The sequence below is a fragment of the bacterium genome (assembly GCA_017744355.1).
GTDB lineage: Bacteria > Cyanobacteriota > Sericytochromatia > S15B-MN24 > UBA4093 > JAGIBK01.
In genome coordinates, this window is record JAGIBK010000001.1 from 246,882 (window position 1) to 264,184 (window position 17,303).

General features: G+C 67.6%; 20 protein-coding genes. 14 read left to right on the top strand and 6 right to left on the bottom strand.

Going from position 1 to position 17,303, the window contains the following annotated elements:
* The first annotated feature begins 89 nt into the window (after positions 1-89).
* The 7 genes from J7643_01175 to J7643_01205 all read left to right on the top strand — a co-directional run bounded on the left by J7643_01175 (position 90) and on the right by J7643_01205 (position 5,515).
* Positions 90-992: a lysophospholipid acyltransferase family protein gene (locus J7643_01175; GenBank protein MBO9539184.1), complete on the top strand. Its 903-nt coding sequence runs from the start codon at positions 90-92 to the stop codon at positions 990-992.
* Positions 989-1,909 (top strand): hypothetical protein, encoded by a 921-nt coding sequence (locus tag J7643_01180; GenBank protein MBO9539185.1) that lies wholly within the window; start codon positions 989-991, stop codon positions 1,907-1,909. The genes J7643_01175 and J7643_01180 overlap by 4 nt, the downstream gene beginning before the upstream one ends.
* On the top strand, positions 1,906-3,054 hold the full coding sequence (locus tag J7643_01185; GenBank protein MBO9539186.1) for a PD40 domain-containing protein: 1,149 nt from the start codon (positions 1,906-1,908) through the stop codon (positions 3,052-3,054). The genes J7643_01180 and J7643_01185 overlap by 4 nt, the downstream gene beginning before the upstream one ends.
* A gap of 135 nt (positions 3,055-3,189) precedes the next feature.
* Positions 3,190-3,585, top strand: a complete 396-nt coding sequence (locus J7643_01190; GenBank protein MBO9539187.1) for a hypothetical protein — start codon at positions 3,190-3,192, stop codon at positions 3,583-3,585.
* A gap of 24 nt (positions 3,586-3,609) precedes the next feature.
* A complete protein-coding gene (locus J7643_01195; protein ID MBO9539188.1) occupies positions 3,610-3,897 on the top strand; it encodes a hypothetical protein in 288 nt (95 codons plus the stop codon).
* Between the two features lie 12 nt (positions 3,898-3,909).
* Positions 3,910-4,188 carry a hypothetical protein gene (locus J7643_01200; GenBank protein ID MBO9539189.1) on the top strand — a complete coding sequence of 93 codons (279 nt, stop codon included), beginning with the start codon at positions 3,910-3,912 and terminating at the stop codon, positions 4,186-4,188.
* A 226-nt stretch (positions 4,189-4,414) separates the two neighbouring features.
* Positions 4,415-5,515: an isocitrate/isopropylmalate dehydrogenase family protein gene (locus J7643_01205; protein MBO9539190.1), complete on the top strand. Its 1,101-nt coding sequence runs from the start codon at positions 4,415-4,417 to the stop codon at positions 5,513-5,515.
* A 42-nt stretch (positions 5,516-5,557) separates the two neighbouring features.
* On the opposite strand, the gene nfi is transcribed toward J7643_01205, so the two are convergent.
* Positions 5,558-6,235 carry a deoxyribonuclease V gene (nfi, locus tag J7643_01210; GenBank protein ID MBO9539191.1) on the bottom strand — a complete coding sequence of 226 codons (678 nt, stop codon included), beginning with the start codon at positions 6,233-6,235 and terminating at the stop codon, positions 5,558-5,560.
* Between the two features lie 72 nt (positions 6,236-6,307).
* Here nfi and J7643_01215 point away from each other — a divergent pair, with 72 nt between their 5' ends.
* The 3 genes from J7643_01215 to J7643_01225 all read left to right on the top strand — a co-directional run bounded on the left by J7643_01215 (position 6,308) and on the right by J7643_01225 (position 9,131).
* Positions 6,308-7,438, top strand: coding sequence for an AI-2E family transporter (locus J7643_01215; protein ID MBO9539192.1), 1,131 nt, complete (start codon positions 6,308-6,310; stop codon positions 7,436-7,438).
* 157 nt (positions 7,439-7,595) lie between these two features.
* The gene (locus J7643_01220; GenBank protein ID MBO9539193.1) at positions 7,596-8,162 is read left to right on the top strand and encodes a hypothetical protein; all 567 of its coding nucleotides are present in this window, start codon (positions 7,596-7,598) and stop codon (positions 8,160-8,162) included.
* A gap of 120 nt (positions 8,163-8,282) precedes the next feature.
* Positions 8,283-9,131, top strand: coding sequence for a hypothetical protein (locus J7643_01225; GenBank protein ID MBO9539194.1), 849 nt, complete (start codon positions 8,283-8,285; stop codon positions 9,129-9,131).
* Between the two features lie 49 nt (positions 9,132-9,180).
* Here J7643_01225 and J7643_01230 read toward each other — a convergent pair whose 3' ends face one another.
* Together J7643_01230 and J7643_01235 are read right to left on the bottom strand one after the other, a co-directional pair.
* Positions 9,181-10,176 carry a Tim44 domain-containing protein gene (locus tag J7643_01230; GenBank protein MBO9539195.1) on the bottom strand — a complete coding sequence of 332 codons (996 nt, stop codon included), beginning with the start codon at positions 10,174-10,176 and terminating at the stop codon, positions 9,181-9,183.
* Between the two features lie 279 nt (positions 10,177-10,455).
* On the bottom strand, positions 10,456-10,653 hold the full coding sequence (locus J7643_01235) for a PspC domain-containing protein (GenBank protein ID MBO9539196.1): 198 nt from the start codon (positions 10,651-10,653) through the stop codon (positions 10,456-10,458).
* Positions 10,654-10,800: 147 nt separating this feature from the next.
* On the opposite strand from J7643_01235, the gene J7643_01240 reads away from it, so the two are divergent.
* Positions 10,801-12,183, top strand: coding sequence for a TldD/PmbA family protein (locus J7643_01240; GenBank protein ID MBO9539197.1), 1,383 nt, complete (start codon positions 10,801-10,803; stop codon positions 12,181-12,183).
* Between the two features lie 4 nt (positions 12,184-12,187).
* A complete protein-coding gene (locus J7643_01245; GenBank protein ID MBO9539198.1) occupies positions 12,188-13,528 on the top strand; it encodes a TldD/PmbA family protein in 1,341 nt (446 codons plus the stop codon).
* A gap of 19 nt (positions 13,529-13,547) precedes the next feature.
* On the opposite strand, the gene J7643_01250 is transcribed toward J7643_01245, so the two are convergent.
* A complete protein-coding gene (locus tag J7643_01250; GenBank protein MBO9539199.1) occupies positions 13,548-13,709 on the bottom strand; it encodes a hypothetical protein in 162 nt (53 codons plus the stop codon).
* A gap of 198 nt (positions 13,710-13,907) precedes the next feature.
* On the opposite strand from J7643_01250, the gene J7643_01255 reads away from it, so the two are divergent.
* Entirely contained in the window at positions 13,908-14,243 is a 336-nt protein-coding gene (locus J7643_01255) for a hypothetical protein (GenBank protein MBO9539200.1), read from the top strand.
* A 161-nt stretch (positions 14,244-14,404) separates the two neighbouring features.
* Positions 14,405-14,710, top strand: coding sequence for a hypothetical protein (locus tag J7643_01260; GenBank protein MBO9539201.1), 306 nt, complete (start codon positions 14,405-14,407; stop codon positions 14,708-14,710).
* Here the strand turns inward: J7643_01260 and J7643_01265 are convergent.
* Both J7643_01265 and J7643_01270 read right to left on the bottom strand, forming a co-directional pair.
* A complete protein-coding gene (locus J7643_01265; protein ID MBO9539202.1) occupies positions 14,694-15,587 on the bottom strand; it encodes an RluA family pseudouridine synthase in 894 nt (297 codons plus the stop codon). The genes J7643_01260 and J7643_01265 overlap by 17 nt on opposite strands.
* Positions 15,588-15,610: 23 nt before the next feature.
* Positions 15,611-17,146, bottom strand: coding sequence for a HEAT repeat domain-containing protein (locus J7643_01270; GenBank protein MBO9539203.1), 1,536 nt, complete (start codon positions 17,144-17,146; stop codon positions 15,611-15,613).
* Positions 17,147-17,303: the final 157 nt, after the last annotated feature.

Consider the following 17,303-nt stretch of genomic DNA (forward strand, 5'->3'; position numbering starts at 1 on the left):
ATGATGGGGCGATGCACCACGATACCAATCGGGCTCTTGGTTTGTCAAACCGCCAGGCGCGGGGTAAGATGCCCCTCGGGGGAGGGGCCGTGAACCTCGTCAACCGTACCGTTTACCAACTCATGAAAGCTTTGTCGGCGCTCGCTTGCCGGCTCGGTCGCGCGCGCGCCATGGCGGCGGGGGCCGCTTTCGCCGATGGCCTCTACGGGGTCTATCGCCTTACCCCGTATCGTGGCTTCGTCGAGGGCAACATCCGCGCGGCCTTCCCTACCATGGGCCCTGCCGAGGCCGTCGATCTCGGTCGCGCTCACCTGCGCCAGCTGGTGCGAGCCATCGTGGAGCTGATGCGCTTTCCGGTCCTGAGCGACGCGGAGCTCGACGCCATCGTCGCCTGGCCGGATCGTCGCCACTTGGACGAGGCCCTCGAAAGCGGCAAGGGCGTGGTCTTCGTCTCGGCTCACTTCGGTAACTGGGAGATTCTGGGAGCAGCCCTTTCGCGTCTCGTTCCCCTGACGGTCATCGTCCAGCCCCCCTCGCAGGGGGCCTTCGAGCGCCTCTTCGTGGAATATCGGGCCATGCGCGGGATCCGGACCCTGCCGAACACCGGGAAGGTCTCCTTGCGGCCGGCCCTCAGGGCCCTGCGCCGGGGCGAGGCGGTGGCCCTCTTGGCCGATCAGCACGGCGAGGCCCAGGAGGCGATCGCAACCCTCTTCGCACACCCGGTCTCGGTGCCCATGGGGCCCTTCTACCTGGCCAAGAAGTCCGGGGCGACGCTTTTGCCCGTCTTCATCGCCCGCCAATCGGATCTCACCCATCGGGTGATGGTGGGCCCCCCCTTGCCGGCCACGGGAGAGCCCGAGGACGCCCAGGCCTATTGCGAAGTGCTCGAGGCCCAGGTGCGAGAGCACGCCGACCACTGGCTGTGGGTGCACGACCGCTGGGCTCGCGAGTCCGAATTGCGTGCTGGCGCGCTCGAGAGGGTCGTCTCGTGAAGCGTACCTGGCTTTGGCTCGCTTGCGGCCTGCTCCTGATGGCTCAAGGCGCGGATGCCGCCCCGACTCCCGTGCCGACGACCGGCCGCGAGGTCCTGATCACCTATCCGCAGGCCCTTGCTGTCGTCAACCTGGATGCGCCCGACGACTGGGGCCTCGTGCCCGTCGGTGGCACCGTCGAGGCGGCGGTCTTCGTGCGCGAGCAGGCGGTGCTCTTGCTGCACAGCCCTGCGCGCCAGGAGCTCGCCGTGGTCGACGCCCGGCGCTACTCGCCCACCCGCTACCAGGTGCTCGCGAGCTATCGTTCGCCCGAGCTCTCGCGCCGTGGCATGCGCTTCGTGTCCGCGGCGAACCGGTATTACCTGGCCTCGGGCCGCACGGCCGTGGCGGTCGTGGATCCACGCACCTTGCTTGCGAAGCTCGGAGTCTACACCTACGACTTCCTGCCGGTGCTCGATGATACCGCCCAGCATGTGACCATGCAGGAGGGCTACTTCGCCCTCAAGGACGGCCAACTCACCGTCGAGGACCCGCGCGCGGGCGGGATGCCCGTGCCGCAGTTCGTGCGCCTGAGCGATCGCCCCCAGGAGCTCTTGGCCGACCCTTCCAGGTCGCGACTGTACCTGGCGGCGAACCGCCCGGGCGGCACCGGGGCGCTCTTGGTGCTCGACGCCCGCACCCGAGCGGTGATCCACGAGCTTGCCGTCTCGTGGCCCATCACCTCCATGACATGGCTCGAGGGTGGGACCATCGGTTTCCTGTCGGCGTCGCGTCCCTTGATCGCGGTCTACGATCCGGCCAAGGATCGCTGGGCCAGCATCTTGTCTCCGAAGGTGCCGGGCAAGCCCCTGCGTCTCTTGGCGCTCGGCGAGCCTAACGGTAAGCGCTTCGCGCCGCTCCAGGAGGAAGCTCGATGAAGAAGTGGCTCGGAGCCTGCGCGTTCGTCCTCCTTGCGACCTCGTGCGCCCTCTTCGATCGCTCCGCGCCGACGGTGCTGGCGGGGACGGTGCTGGAGCACCCCTCGGGTCGGCCGCTTGCCGGGGCCTCGGTGCAACTGGGCGATGGCAAGGCCCTGCGGACCGATTCGCTCGGGCGCTTTAGGCTCGATGGGCTCGGCGCGAGCGCAAGCGTGCGCTTCGCTGCGCCGGGCTACGCGCGCACGGCGCGCACCTTCAATCTCTTGCCCGGCGAGACCCGGGTGGTGGACGTGCCACTGCCCCGCGAGGGCGCATCGCTGCCTCCGAGCACGATCGCCTTCGAGCGTAGCGGGCGCATCTGGGGGGTGGACGCCCTCGGCAGCGACGAGCGGTGCCTGACGCCCGACCTCGAAGGGACCCAGGTCTCGCCCACCTGGCTTGCGGGCGGCTCCCAGTTCGCCTTCATCCAGCGCATCCCTGGCCGGACCCAGATCTGGACCCGCTACCCGGACGGCCGCAGCGCGCGCTTCGTCGGCGAAGTGGTCGATAGCGCCGCCGAGCTGCGCTGGCACCCCTTGGGCGCCCTGATGGCCTACACCGCGACCAGCTACAGCGCGAGCCGCGGGATGGTCACCGCCGTGCGCTGGCTCGACATCAACACGGGAACCCAGGGGGATCTGGCCTACGGCGCCGCCGAAGGCAATCCCGCATGGTCTTATGATGGCCAGCTTTTCGCGTGGGCTCGCCGCATCTCGGCCAAGCCCTGGCAGATCTGGGTGGCCGGCGCGCGTGGCGAGCGGCCGCGGGTCCTCGTCGGCCGCGGCAACGGGGTCGAGCCCGCCTGGTCGCCGTCTGGCGCCCAGCTCGCCTACGCCTCCAATTCGACCGGCACCTGGGAGATCTACATGGCAGGCCTTGCGACCGGCCTGAGCGACCGGCTGACCGAGACCCCTGCGGGTGCGTGGTGCCGCCGTCCCCTCTTCTCGCCCGAAGGGGATGCGATCCTCTACGAGAGCAACTACCATCCGGGCCTCAAGCAGGTCCAGGAGACGAGTGGTTTGTACCTTTTGCGGCTCGCCGACCGGAGCGTGCGAATGGTCGCCGCCGATGCACGCGCGGCTGCTTGGCAAGGGGGGCTCCATTAAATCTCTGTGAGATTTTCGTTTAATCTGCACTTAAACAAGCAAGAATGAAAACGAGAGCCCGATATAAGATAGTGAAAGCCGGGTGCGCGGGAGACGCACCCCGTCAAGTCAGCAACACAAGGGAGAAGACAAGCGATGAGCGGCAAGATCAACGGTAACGGCGGCCTCGGCGAGATTTTCAAGCGCATTCTCGCCGCCAACAATGCCCCGGCCGAAGCCAGCCCCGCGACCCCCGAGACCGGTCGCTCGGCGACCATGGGCGGCGACGTCAACCTGATCGGCACCGGCGGTGCGGCGCGTCTGGCCCGGGCTGCGAGCCCCGCGGCGGCCCCCGCTTCCCCCGCGGACCAGGTCCGCGGCGCCAGCGACCTCAACGACCTGATCGGCAGCCTCACCAAGGCCGAGTTCCCCGGTCTCAAGCTCAACCCCATGCAGGCGGCGGGCCTCGCCACCTTCCTGCGTGACCAGCTTGCCCAGCGCGGGATGACCGACGAACAGTTCGCGCAGCTCAAGGATCAGCTCGGCCGCTAAACGGCGAACGAGCGAGGAGGCTCGATGGGCGTCGACGGGATCTTCAACCACCAATCCGCTCAACCGGACCAGCGCCGGGAGATCGGGGATCCGCGCAGAGACCCTCGTTTCGCTTCCGGCCGGGACCCCGAGGGCTTCGCCTTCCAGAAGAAGGCAGGCGAGTCTGCGGCGACCCAGGCGGCTCCCCTCGGCGACGACCGTCTCCAGCTGACCCCGGAGGCCCCCGACAACCCCTTCCAGGCCCTGATCAACCACCGACAGCGCCGGCGCAGGCGCAAGCACGACGGCGACGCCAGCCTTCTCGACGGATAGGAGGAACGACCTATGGGTTCCATTTCGAATTCGACCGGCCCTTCGGCCCCCAAGCCCAACTTCGACGTGGGCGCCTCCTTCGAGCGCTCCGCCATCGCCCAGCAGCGCCTCGAGAAGATGGCCGAGGAGACCGGCAACGTCGGCTTCATGGGGCGCGTCGGTGACTTCTTCGTCCCCAGCCGGGTCGAGAAGCGCGAGCACAAGATGGAAGCGCTGCGCAATGCCAGCCAGCTCATCAACCAGATCCGCGAGGCCATGGTCAGGGCCGTCGAGCAGATGAGCCGGGTCTAACCCTCTCCCGCCTTGATCCCCCCCTCGAACGAGGGGGGGATCGTCGCTTCGGGGGCCCTCTCCCTGGACATGCCTCCGGGAGTGTGAGACGATAAGGCCCATACAAGCAGCCGGGAACCCGCGTCCTGGCCGCACGAAAGGGTGCTTGGGCACCCCGGTCTAGAGACAGGTTGCACCCCCAGCCCGCTGGGGGCCACGAACAGCAAAAAGGAAGGTACACCGCATCATGGCCTACCGTGTAACGCTCATCCCCGGTGACGGCATCGGTCCCGAGCTGACCGAAGCCACCGTCCGCTGCCTGGAGGCCACTGGCGTCCAGTTCGAGTGGGAGCGCTTCGACGCCGGCGCCGACTACATGGCGCGCACGGGAGACTCCACGCCGCTGCCCCAGGCTGTCATCGACTCGATCAAGAAGAACAAGATCGCGCTCAAGGGCCCGCTGACCACCCCGATCGGCACCGGCTTCCGCTCGGTCAACGTCGCGCTTCGCCAGGAGCTGGACCTCTACGCCTGCGTCCGCCCCTGCAAGCTCTACCCCTCGATCGACTCCAAGTTCCAGAACGTGGACATCGTGATCGTTCGTGAGAACACCGAGGACCTCTACGCCGGCATCGAGTTCGAGAAGGGCTCGGAGGGCGTCAAGGAGATCACCGCCACCGTCGAGAAGCTGACCGGTCGCAAGATCAAGTCCGACGCGGCGATCTCGCTCAAGCCCATCACCGACGGCGGTTCCGAGCGCATCGTCCGCTACGCCTTCGAGTACGCCAAGCGCAACAACCGCAAGAAGGTCACCCTGGTCCACAAGGCCAACATCATGAAGTACACGGACGGCCTCTTCCTCGAGGTCGGTCGCCGCGTCGCTCAGGAGTACCCCGAGATCCAGTTCGAGGACCTGATCATCGACAACACCTGCATGCAGCTGGTGGTCATGCCCCACAACTTCGACGTGATCGTCACCGAGAACCTCTACGGCGACATCCTCTCGGACCTGTGCGCGGGCCTCATCGGCGGCCTGGGCGTGGCCCCCGGCTCGAACGTCGGCACCATCGCCACCGTCTACGAGCCCACCCACGGCTCGGCCCCCAAGTACGCCGGCCTGAACAAGGCCAACCCCCTCGCCCAGCTGCTCAGCGGTCTCATGATGCTGCGCGACCTCGGCGAGATGGACGCGGCCACCCGCCTCGAAGCGGCCATCATCGAGTGCCTCAAGGAGCGCAAGGTCACCTACGACCTCATGCGCGACACCCCGGAGAAGGCGCTCTCGACCAGCGAGTTCGCCGACGCGATCGTCGCCAAGCTCCACAAGACCGCGCCCGTCGGCGCGTAAGCGCTCATCGGTTCGCGAAGGGGGCCCCGTCAGGGGCCCCCTTCACGTTTTCATCCGCAGGCGCAGGGCGTTGGAGGCCAGGTGGGCCTGCCGGGTGGGCTCGGGCAGGCGGTAGCCGCGGGCGCATTCGAGCACCCAGCGCGCGGCGGTTTCGTTCGAGACCCGGTGCCCGCACGAGACGTAGACCGGGTTGACTCGGTTCTTGGTCCGCACCGCGTACCCTACCTGCTCGTGGCCGGCCATCAAGGGCGAGAGGCTGCCACGCTCGGGGGCGAGCTCGCCTGGGACGCCGGTCAGGAGGCTCTTGGCGCAGCCGATGGTCGGCCGGTCCAAGAGGACGCCGAGGTGGCTCGCGATCCCGAAGCGACGCGGGTGCGCGCGCCCCTGCCCGTCCACCATGATGAGATCGGGGGAGTGCTCGAGCCGACTCCAGGCTTCGAGCAGGATGGGGATCTCGCGGAACGAGAGGAGGCCTGGGATGTAGGGCATGGCGAGCCGCATCCGGGCCTGGGCCACCTCGAGCACTTTCAGCTCGGGAAAGGAGAGCACGACGATGGCCGCGAAGCCGTCGTCGCTCCAGCGCTGGGTCGAGACGTCCACGCCGGCGATGATCCGCACCTCGCCCAGCTCGTCTTGGCAGTGGACGCGCTCGGCCAAGGCTCGCTGAAGGGCGACGGCTTCGGTGGGGCTCGCGGGTGCGATCCACTCGAGTCGCTTCATCGGCGCATCCTCCGCAGTGGGGCCGAGCACGCTATAATGAGGGGGTTCCCGTCAAAGCGCAAGCGAGGATCCATGCCCTCACTCTCCCCCTTGACCCGACGCATCCTCTCGGCCCTACTCATCGTCGGCAGCCTCACCTTTCTCTACCTGATCCACCATGTCCTGGCGCCGTTTCTGGTCGCGCTGCTCATCGTCTACATCCTCAATCCGCTGGTGGATTGGCTTGCACTGGTGCGGATTCGAGGCTTCGTGCTCGGTCGCAAGGCGGCGGTCGCGCTGGTGTTCGCCGGCTTCTTCGCCTCGGTCGGGATCGGGGCGCTCACGATCGCTCCTCATTTCTACGCCGAGGGCGTCCGCATCTCCAAGGAGCTGCCGGATCTTGCCCGGCACTTCGAGACCGACACCCTGCTGCCCTTGCTCGATTCGGTCCAGCGCACCCTCGATTCGTACGGGGTGCCGATCAACGCCCGCGAGAACGTCCAGGAGACGATTTCGGGGCTGCTCGACTCGGGTGGGGGCCAGACGGCTTCGATCCTGAAGCAGGGGCAGGCGGTCGTGAAGGGGGTCTTCTCGACCATCTTCTCGTTCGTCCTGGTCTTCATGCTCACGGCCTTCATGCTCCTGGACTGGCCCCGCATGAAGCAGGGGGTCGCGAACCTGGTGCCGGCTCCCTACCGCGACTCGGTGCTTTCGCTGGGTCGCGACGTGGACAAAGGCCTCGCGGGGGCCATCCGGGGCCAGCTCTTCGTCTGCCTCATCAACGGGGTCCTGACGACGCTCGGCTTGATGGTCCTCAACATCAAGTACGCCCTGACCATCGGCCTGATCGCGGGCATCTGCAGCCTGGTGCCGATCTTCGGCACCGTCATCTCGACCATTCCGGCCGTCTTGATCGCCTTCACCCAGGGCTGGTGGGTGGCCGTCGAGGTGGTCCTGCTCATCTGCGTCATCCACCTGATCGAGGCCAACATCCTCAACCCCAAGGTCCTCGGCCACCACTCGGAGGTCCACCCGGTGCTGGTGATCCTGGCCCTGGTGGTAGGCGAGCACTACGCCGGGGCCATCGGCCTGCTCTTCGCCGTGCCGGTGGCTGCGATCGTTCGGGCGGTGCTCACCTTCCTGTACCGCCTGCTGATGGCGAAGCCCGAGGAGGCGCTCCCCGAGCGCCACGAGGAGCTCGTCGTCCCCAACCCCATCCCCTGAGAAATCGTTCCGAACGCCCCCTCGGCTATCCCGAGGGGGCGTTCGTCTTGGGGAGTCCTGGTTATTTCTTGTGGCCTGCGGCCCGCCTTGCGTATGCTGCGCGCTGAAGCCGACTTTCGGGTCGCGGGGCGATCCGAGGTCAGGAAGGAGGCAACGGATGGCAGCACGAGTCGAGGCCGCCCCTCGCGCCTACTGGGCCAAGTGCGCCGCGGCCGGGTTCGCGGGCGGCGTGGTGATGGCCCTCTACCTGATGGTCACGAGCGCCGCCGAGGGCAAGGGCCTCTGGATGCCCGTCAACACCATCGGGGCGACGATCCCCGCCTTTCGGCCTCCGAGTTTCGACATCTCGCCCGCGCCGGGCTTCGTCGCCGGGCCGAGCATCACGGGCCTGGTGATTCACCTGATCGTTTCGACCCTGTGGGGGATGTTCTACGGCATGGTCGTCGGGGCCTTCGTGCCGCGCCGCGTGCGATCCTTCGCCTGGGAAACCCTCTACGGCTTCGGCTTCGGGTGCATGCTCTGGGTCTTCTCGGGCCTCTTGTTCACGCGGCTCATTAACCCGACCATGGTGAACAACCTGGCAGGTAGCCCGCACTACTTCATCGGCCACGTGCTCTACGCCCTGGTGACCGCCTGGCTCATCGCGGGCATCACCACCCGGCGCGAGGTGGTCATCACCTTTCTGCCCGAGTCCCGCGAGGCCCGCGAGCTCACCCGCCGCTGAGCCGGCTTTCGCGTCGAGGCCGCCCCGTCCTGCGGGGCGGTTTTGGCGTTCTTGGGCAAGATTTGATATAGATTTAACGAAATACCAATGAGGCCTTCCACCGTTCCACTGAGGTGCCCGATGATGAAGAAATTCCTGCCCCTTTTGGCGCTCTCCGCCGCGCTCACGCTCGCCGGCTGTGGCCTCGGGGCGCCTGCCGCTTCCCAGTTGGCCGCGGGCGACGACGCGGCCCTTGCGGCCAACTCCTTGTCGGGTGCCGACGAAACGCGCCTGACCGCCATCATCGAGCAGCTCTCGGGCGACTTCCACGGCGAGGCGTCGGTTTCGAGCGCGGGCGCGGATCCCTTCGTCGGCCCGCGCGCGGGGCTGATCTACCGCGCCCTCGACAACAGCCAGGTCCTGCGCACGCTCGGCTACAAGGTCTCGGGCGCGATCGTGCGACGCCACTTCAGCAAGCCCGGCAAGGTCGACACCGTCCCGCCCATCGGGCCGGCGGATCGCGCCGCCCTCAATCGCGTCCTCCAGCCGGGTGACGTGATCCAGTGCGGCAACAACACCTCGTTCGTGCACGCCATCTTCTACCTGGGCAACGACACGATCGTCCACGCCCTGGCGCAGGAGGGTTTCGGCCGCAAGATGATCGGGGTGCGCGAGGAGACGTTGACGGCTTACCTGGATCGGGTGGAGCGGGACAAGGTGGTGGTCCTGCGGCCTCGCTGGACGCCTGAGAAGCTGACGGATGCGATCGCTTACGCCAAGGCCCAGGTCGGCAAGGATTACGATACCCTCTTCATGACCGACGCCGACGATCGCTTCTACTGCACCGAGCTGGTCTACCGGGTCCTGACCCGCACCGGTGTCGCGAAGGTCGAGCCCCACCGGGCCAAGGGCGGCTGGCGCCTCGTCATGAACGAGGACTTCCGCAAGAGCCCGGATCTGTCGGTGGTCTATCGCTTCAACCACGACTGAAGCAATCGAAAGGAAAGCGGGGCGCTCGTTCGAGCGCCCCGCTTTTGCGTTAGTACTGGTTGATGGCCGACAGGCGCCAGGCCTCGTCGCCGCGGGTGCGGTGGAAGGTCCAGGCCTCCTTGAACTCGACCGGCTCGCTGGGCGAGCCCTCGACCACCTGGCCGTGACGCTCGATGTAGTCGACGAGGCGGGCGTAGATCTTGACGGAGATGTACTCGTCGCGGTCCTCGGTCCAGGCCTCGGTCAGCTCGAACGAGCGCATGACGATGTTCTTGATGACGTTGCGCTCGCCGCGGCTCGCCATGGTGTCGAGGTCCTCGCGGAAGTAGTCGAACATCTCGGGAGTGGTCAAGCTGCGCAGGGCCGCCTGGTCATTGGCCGACCAGGCCTCCTGGACCCGGAAGAAGACCCCCGACAGCGCATCCTCGGTCGCCTCGGTCTTGAAGTCGGAGTTGTTGAGGGCCATGGCAGCCAGGCCCTGCTCCTTGGTCTGGCGATAGCCGCCGATGTCGGTGATGGTCGGGGCGGTAGCGGTGGCACCGAACTGCGAGGGCTGGTCGAAGCGCTGCTGGTCGAAGGGGTTCGACGCGGTGCCGGGGCCGCCGGGCGCATAGCCCGGCTGCTGGCGGTTCTTGAACATGCGGTAGGCGAAGAACGCAAGGCCGCCGAGCAAGAGCAGGGGCAGAATGCCGCCGAAGCCGCCGCCCCCGCCGAAGCCACCGAACAGGCCGCCCAGCATCGAGAAGAGGGCGCTACCGGCTAGCGCGCCGAAGAGGCCCGCCATGAACGGGTTCCGCTGGAACCATGAGGGCTTGTTCTGCTGGAGCGGGTTGGTCCTGGCAGCCGCCGCGGGGTTGTTCATCTGGCGGCTGCGCTGGATGCCCTGCATGCCGTTGTTGTCGAAGGTGCGGGAGCCGCGGGCCCCCATGGACGAATAGCCACCCGACTTGGCCGAACGGCCGGCGCGCGCCGAAGCGTCTTCGGCGACGACTCCGCCGAGGAAGATACCAAGGGCTGCGATGGCGAGAAATTTACGAGCGTTCAAACTGAACCTCCTATGAGTCGCCGTCCGAAGACGGGGGGACGCGAGACCCTGCCTGCTGCCCTGGAGATGCAAAAAGAGGAGCAACTCCCTGGAATGAGCAAGCAGCAGCCTGCTCAATACCAAGGTCTTGCTCCCGAGCATTCACTCGTCGCGGGCACCGAGCCCTTTCGGGCTGTGTTGACGATGCCTGCGTCTGCCATTTCTGGGCGGCAGCGGCTACTCCCCTAAGTTTTGAACGATGGCATCATACCCAGGCCGTCCCAGGATGTCAAGAGAGGGCTAAGTCTCAGCCGGGGGCATGACGGCCCAGAGGATGACGTAGAGAACCCACATGGGGCCGGGCAGGAGGCTGAGCAGCAGCCAGACGATGCGGGCGGCCATCGGCGAGATGCCGAAACGGGCGGCAAGACCGCCGCAGACCCCTGCGAGGATGCGATGGTTGGTGGAGCGCACGAGGCGCTGGGGGGAAGCGGCCATTGGAAACCTCCGAAGTCGGGGGGACGCTTCAAGATGGTATACTGGAGGGTCCACGATTGCCTAGAGCGGGCGCGACGTGCCTGCTTTCGCCCCATTCCTGAAGGAGTCCCTATGGAACCCACCACTGCCTCTATGGGCGCGTCCGAGCTGCTCGATCGCCGGTTGATCGGCGACGTGCTCGACACGGCCCTCAGCAACGGCGCCGACTTCGCCGAGATCTTCGTCGAGGATAAGGCGACCAGCCGACTTTCGCTGCTCGACTCCAAGGTCAAGGACGCCGCCAGCGGCCAGGTCCTGGGGGCGGGGATCCGCGTCCTGTACGGCACCAAGGCGGTGTACGCCCACACCAACGACCTCTCGCGCGAAAGCCTCCTCTCCGTGGCGCGGGCCGTGAGCCAGGCGCACCGCGGCGAGGGCCGCCATGCGGCTTCGCCGCTGGTCCTGACCCGGCAAGGGATGCGTCATCCCTTCGAGCGGGATCCGCGCGAGGTGCCGGCTGCTCACAAGGTTGCCCTTCTCTCGCGGGCCGACCGCGCGGCGAGGGCCTTTGCGTCCGAGATCTCGCAGGTGGACGTTTCCTTGACCGAGTGGGTCCAGCGGGTGATGGTGGCCAACTCCGAAGGCTTGCTCGCGACCGATCTACGGCCCTACGTCCGGATGGCGATCCAGGCGATTGCCTCGGATGGCGGCGAGTTCCAGACCGGCGCCGAGTCGCCGGGGGCGCTGCGCGGCTACGAGTGGGCCGAGGCCCTCGACGTGGAAGCGCTCGCGCGCTCTGCCGCCGAGCAGGCCATGACGATGCTCCGGGCGGGCTACGCGCCCTCGGGCAAGATGCCCGTCATCATCGACAAGGGCTTCGGCGGGGTCATCCTGCACGAGGCTTGCGGCCACCTGCTCGAAACCACCTCGGTTTCGACCGGGGCCTCGGTGTTCGCGGGTAAGATGGGCGAGATGATCGCCCACCCGAACGTCACGGTGGTGGACGACGGCACCATCGAGTCCGAGTGGGGCTCGACGGCCATCGACGACGAAGGCATGCCCACCGAGAAGACGACCCTCATCGAGAACGGGAAGCTCGTCAGTTACATCGTGGACCGGCTGGGCGCCCGCAAGACCGGCTTCCGCCCCACGGGCTCGGGCCGCCGCGAGAGCTACCGCTTCGCGCCCACCAGCCGCATGCGCAACACCTACATCGCCCCTGGCCCCCACTCGGTCGAAGAATTGATCGCCTCGGTCCCCTACGGCCTCTACGCCAAGCGGATGGGCGGCGGCTCGGTGAGCCCCGGCACGGGGGACTTCAACTTCTCGGTCCGCGAGGCCTACATCATCCGCGACGGCAAGCTCTGCGAGCCGGTGCGCGGCGCCACCCTTATCGGCAACGGCGCGGACATCCTCCAGAAGATCGACATGGTGGGGCACGACCTCGCCCACGCGGCCGGCATGTGCGGCTCGCTGAGCGGTTCGATCCCCGTCAACGTCGGTCAGCCCCCGGTCCGGGTCTCCGAGATCGTCGTGGGCGGAAGGAGCTAACCAGATGAATACCTACACCCCCGAAATCCAGGCCGTGCTCGCGGCGGCGCGCGACGCCGGCGTCGAAGCCGAGGTCTACCTGCGGGCCTCGACCGCCACCACCATCCGCATCCAGGACCAGGAAGTCGACCAGTTCTCCCTGGCGGACTCGCGCGGGGCGGGCATCCGGGTCGTAAAGGACGGCAAGGTCGGCTACGCCTTCACCGAGGACCTCTCGGGAGACGCCCTCTTGCGCACCCTCGAAGCGGCGATCACCAACGCGGGGCTCATCCCCGAGGGCAAGGGCGCGACCCTCGCCTCGTTCGCGGGCGAGACCGTCGAGCTCGGCCTGCACCGGCCTGAGCTTGCGGCGGTCGCCGTGCCCCTCAAAATCGAGAAGGCCAAGGCCCTCGAGCGCATCGCCAAAGAGAGCGATCCGCGAATCAAGAACGTGACGAGCACCGCGTACACGGACACCCACGGTTTCGTCCGGATCGCGAGCACCGCCGGGGTGGACCGGAGCTACCAGAGCAGCATCGCCATGATGGCGACCGTGCCCCTGCTGCATGCGGACGGCCAGAACAAGAACTACTACCAGATCAAGGCCGTGCGCGACTTCGACGCCCTCGACCCGGAGGCCATCGCCCGCGAGGGCGTGGCGCGCGCCGCCGAGAAGCTCGGGGCCTTCGAGCCCCAGTCGGGGGCCTATCCGGTCTTGATCGACTCGGATCCCATGGGGGACCTCCTCCAGGTCTTCGCGGGGGTCTTCTCGGGCAAGCTCGCCCAGGAAGGCAAGACCCTCCTCAAGGACAAGGTGGGCGAGGCCATCGCCTCGGCCGCCATCACCATCGTGGACGATCCGCTCAACGTGGAAGGCTACGGCGCCCGCCCCTTCGACGACGAGGGCTGCCCCTCGCAGGTCGTGACCCTGGTCGAGGCCGGCGTCTTCAAGGGCTTCCTCCACAACGCCGAAACGGCACGCCAGGCTGGCGTGGCCTCGACGGGCCATGCCGCCCGCGCCGGCTACCGGGGCACCGTCGAGGTGGCTCCCTCGAACCTCTACCTGGCGCCGGGGGCTCGGACGCCCGAGGCCATCCTCGCGGAGTTCGACCGGGCCGTCATCGTCACCGAGGTGACGGGGTTGCACGCCGGGGCCAATCCCATCTCGGGGGACTTCAGCCTCCAGGCCCAGGGCTTCCTCTGGGAAGGACAGAAGCGCTCGCCGATTCACAACTTCACCATCTCGGGGAACTTCTACGCCCTGCTCTCGGGCGTCTCCGAGGTCGCAAGCGACCTGGAGTGGTTCACCTCCGGCATCGGGTCGCCCTCGGTGCTGGTCAAGGAGCTTGCGATCGCAGGCGCCTAGCCCCTTGCGTGAGCCGGCCCTAGCGCCGGCTCACGTTCTCCTCGATCACGAACCAGGCGGGGATCGTACGATCCGGCGCCTGGATTCGGTTGTGGATGGTGGGGAGGCGGGCGACCACACCCAGGGCCATGGCGGTCAAGACGCAGAGGAGGACCGAGAGTGCCTGCTGTGGGATCATCATTCGCCACCTCCCTGAAGAAGATTTTACAAAACGCAATAATTCTCGAAGCATAGTCCGCCGTCCGAGGGCCTCGCAAGATCCGGGCGCACGTTGTCTTTACAGGCCCGGCACGTGCACGGTAGGATGCCACCAGGTATGCGAGCTGCCTGAGAGGGCCTGGGCCGGTGGCCTGCGATGTTTGCTCGAAAGGATGGAGCCGTGAGCGATCTACCTCTGAACGCGGGTGCGCGCCCGTTTCCGACCGTGCAGGAGGTCATCTCCTGCATGCACACCCTGCAGTCCGCCCTCGGGGCTTACGTCCAGTTCGACGCGCGCAACGACGAAGGGGGCAAGGCGACCGCCTCGGCCCGCGTCATCGGGGCCTATCGCAAACTGATCCAGACCTACGAGGTCCTGCCCGAGGAGGCGCAGCTCAACATGCGCGCGCCGATCCATGCGCTCCACGAGACGGTCGTGAGCATCGGCATCCCCCTGGGCGCCTGCCGGGTCCCCCTGCCGGTGGCCGAGCCGCTTCCCGAGCTCGAAGCCGAGTAACGTCATCGTCACGCAAGAAGCGGGCAAGCCTATCGCTTGCCCGCTTCTTGCGTGAGACCGTAACGATTCCTCGCAGCTTCAAGGACCGAGGCCGGTGGCGTATCCTGGCCCTGAGGGCATCCCCCTCGACGAGGTCACCGTCAGCTGAAGAGGAGGCGTCCATGGCCAAGCCGGAACAGGTGCGTGAGCTAGCCGAGCTCACGGCACGGCATCCAGAAGTCGCCGTCGAGTTGCTCGATAACCTCGGCAACATCCGCATCATCCTCTACGACGGGCAGACGCATCCGGAGTGTTTGCCGAGCGGCGGCACGCGCGATCGCATCGCCCAAGAGGACCCGATTCCCGCGGTGGTCTCCGCGACCATCTACCCCCGCGAACTCTACGAAGACGCCGCCCTCATCGACTTCGAGCCTATTGCGACCCGGGTCGCTCTCGACGAGGCGATCAAGGTCATTGAAGAGGACTGAAAAGGGCCGGGAACGCCGCCCAGGCCTCGGGCGGGACGGCCTCGAAGGCCATGGGCCCTTTGGAGGGGTGCTCGAACGAGAGCTTTGCCGCGTGCAGGGCCATAGGGCCCGGCTCGGGGGCGGGGTGGTAGCGGATGTCGCCCAGGATGGGGTGCCCCAGGTGGGCCATGTGGACCCGGATCTGGTGAGTGCGTCCGGTTTCAAGCTTCAGCTCTACGAGGGTACGGCCCTCGCGCATGCCGAGGGTGCGGTAGCGGGTGCGGGCGTCCTTGCCGTCAGGGGTGACGCGCATCTGGCCCTCAAGCTCGGGATCCCGGCCGATGGGGGCGTCGATCAGCCCTTCGCCTTCGAGCTCTCCCTCGATCCAGGCGAGGTAGCCGCGCTCCATGGTCCGCGCGAGGACCTGGGCGAGCAGGTGGCGGTGAGCGTTCTCGGCCTTGGCGAGCACCAAGAGACCGCTCGTATCCCGGTCCAGCCGGTGAACCACCCCCGGCTGCGCCACGCCGCTGATTCCCGGCCAGTAGGGAATCTGGAAGAGGAGGGCGTTGAACACGCTGCCGCTCCACCAGCCGGGGCCCGGATGGGTCGCCATGCCTGCGGGCTTGTTGACGACTACGAGCTCGTCGTCGGCGTAGAGGATTTCGAGGGGCAGATCCTCGGGGATGACCGCGCTCGGTTCGACGCCGGGCACCGTCACGTGGACCGCCGCCCCCGGCCAGAGGCGCAGCGAGGGCTTGACGTGGGAGCCTTCGACCGCGATGCGGCCCGCCTCGATCCAGCGCCGTGCTTCGAGCCGGTCGATCGCAGGGAGCGACTCGGCCAAGAAGACGTCGAGCCGGGAGTCGGAAGTGGCATGCAGGGTCAGTTGTTCAGCCATGGGGCTATTCTAGCACCCGCCGGCTATTCGATTGCTTCGACCGCGACCACTGCTTCGGGCTCTGCCGGGCGCACCTTGCGCGGGCGATCCGGCGTCCGGGGCTCGTCGGGAACTTCCGAGGCTTCCGCCTGGAGGGATTCGAGGGCGCGCTCGTCGCCGATGCGCTCGAGCGCCTTGGCGACCACCTGCTTGAAGGTGACGGGCGCCTCCCCCTCCTCCATGTCCCGGGTGCGCCGCTGCCTGCCGGGACGTCCGGATGCTCGAAGGGGCTTCTTGACCAGACCGAGCCGCTCCCAGAAGGTCTCGCGGGGTTTTTGCATGCTCAGGGCGGCGAGCAAAGGCTTGACCGCTCGCACGTCGCCCAGCTCACCCAGGGTCTCGGTGGCGGCGAAGCGCACGCCTTGGTCCGGGTCCCAGAGGGCTTCGATCAAGGGCTCGATGGCCCGGCTGTCGCCGATGGCCTTGAGGGCGAGTGCTGCCTGGCGCCGCACGTCCCTGCTCGGATCCTGGAGGGCTTGAATCAGGGCGTCCAGGGCCTGTGAGTCGCCGATGAGGCCGAGGGCCTCGGCGGCGCGCAGGCGGACCGTTCGGTTGGCGTCCTTGAGGGTCTTGATGAGCGGAGCGACCGCCTGGCTGTCGCAGAAGCCCGCGAGGGCCTCCACCGCGGCCGCTCGGACCCGGAACTCCGGATCCGCGAGGGTTGCCATCAGGGGCCCGACGGCCCTGAAGTCCCCGATCCGCTGTAGCGCCCGGATCAAGGTGACCTTGAACGCTGCGTTGTTCTCGCGGCCCTCGGAGGCCTCGGTCGGCTCGGGGCGCTTGCGCCGCCGCCGCGCGGGAGCCGGCCAGCCGAACGGGCTGCGCTTGGGAGCTGAAGGGCCGAGGGCCGCGATGAGCGGCTCGACCGCCCGGTCGTCGCCCAGTTCGCCGAGGGTCTCGGCGGCGGCTTCGCGGACGCCGTGGTCGGGGTCGTGAAGGGCGGCGATGAGCGGCTCGACCGCGCGGCTGTTGCCGAGCTGCTTGAGGGCCAGGGCGCTGTGGCGGCGAACGTCACGGCAAGGGTCGCTCAAGGCGGAGACCATGCTCTCGATGGCCTTGGCGTCGCCGAGGGTCCCGAGGGCCTCGGCGGCTCGCCCGCGCACGGCCCGATGGGAGTCCTTGAGGGCCCGCATGAGGGGCTCGACCGCGCGGCTGTCGTTGAAGCCGATCAGGGCGGCGACGGCTGCGGACCGGACCCGGTACTCGGCGTCGTTGAGGGCCTCGATCAGGGGCTCGACCGCACGGAAGTCCTTGAGGGTACCGAGCGCTTCGATGACCTCGACCCGGATCTTCCAGCTGGTGCAGGCGAGGGCACGGATAAGCGGCTCGACCGAGCGCGGATCCCCCAGGTCACCCAGGCTCCTGACCGCAGCCGAGCGGATTTCGAGGTCGGTGCTCTCCAGGGCCTTGATGTGGGCGAGCACGTCGGCGTAGTCGCTGCGACCATCCGGGGCAGCGTCTCGCGAAGCTTTGGCGACGCGCAGTTCGAGGGCGCGAGGGTCTGGGTTGCGTGTCTCCACGAGATTACCTCCGCTTATTACCTCCGTTATCCCCTGAAGGCGCGTGTGGCAAACGTCCGTGACGGGGGCGGCCCCGCGCAGTAGAATGGAGCGAGAGACTGTAGGAGGTGACGAATCAAGGACCGTCGCCATCGCCAGAAGGGAGTCCGAACTTGTA

Coding starts and splice junctions, on each gene's coding strand:
- J7643_01250 (MBO9539199.1), bottom strand. CDS start 13,709: ATGATGATCCCACAGCAGGCACTCTCGGTCCTCCTCTGCGTCTTGACC.
- J7643_01190 (MBO9539187.1), top strand. CDS start 3,190: ATGAGCGGCAAGATCAACGGTAACGGCGGCCTCGGCGAGATTTTCAAG.
- J7643_01185 (MBO9539186.1), top strand. CDS start 1,906: ATGAAGAAGTGGCTCGGAGCCTGCGCGTTCGTCCTCCTTGCGACCTCG.
- J7643_01200 (MBO9539189.1), top strand. CDS start 3,910: ATGGGTTCCATTTCGAATTCGACCGGCCCTTCGGCCCCCAAGCCCAAC.
- J7643_01225 (MBO9539194.1), top strand. CDS start 8,283: ATGATGAAGAAATTCCTGCCCCTTTTGGCGCTCTCCGCCGCGCTCACG.
- J7643_01245 (MBO9539198.1), top strand. CDS start 12,188: ATGAATACCTACACCCCCGAAATCCAGGCCGTGCTCGCGGCGGCGCGC.
- J7643_01205 (MBO9539190.1), top strand. CDS start 4,415: ATGGCCTACCGTGTAACGCTCATCCCCGGTGACGGCATCGGTCCCGAG.
- J7643_01265 (MBO9539202.1), bottom strand. CDS start 15,587: ATGGCTGAACAACTGACCCTGCATGCCACTTCCGACTCCCGGCTCGAC.
- nfi (MBO9539191.1), bottom strand. CDS start 6,235: ATGAAGCGACTCGAGTGGATCGCACCCGCGAGCCCCACCGAAGCCGTC.
- J7643_01215 (MBO9539192.1), top strand. CDS start 6,308: ATGCCCTCACTCTCCCCCTTGACCCGACGCATCCTCTCGGCCCTACTC.
- J7643_01195 (MBO9539188.1), top strand. CDS start 3,610: ATGGGCGTCGACGGGATCTTCAACCACCAATCCGCTCAACCGGACCAG.
- J7643_01220 (MBO9539193.1), top strand. CDS start 7,596: ATGGCAGCACGAGTCGAGGCCGCCCCTCGCGCCTACTGGGCCAAGTGC.
- J7643_01260 (MBO9539201.1), top strand. CDS start 14,405: ATGGCCAAGCCGGAACAGGTGCGTGAGCTAGCCGAGCTCACGGCACGG.
- J7643_01235 (MBO9539196.1), bottom strand. CDS start 10,653: ATGGCCGCTTCCCCCCAGCGCCTCGTGCGCTCCACCAACCATCGCATC.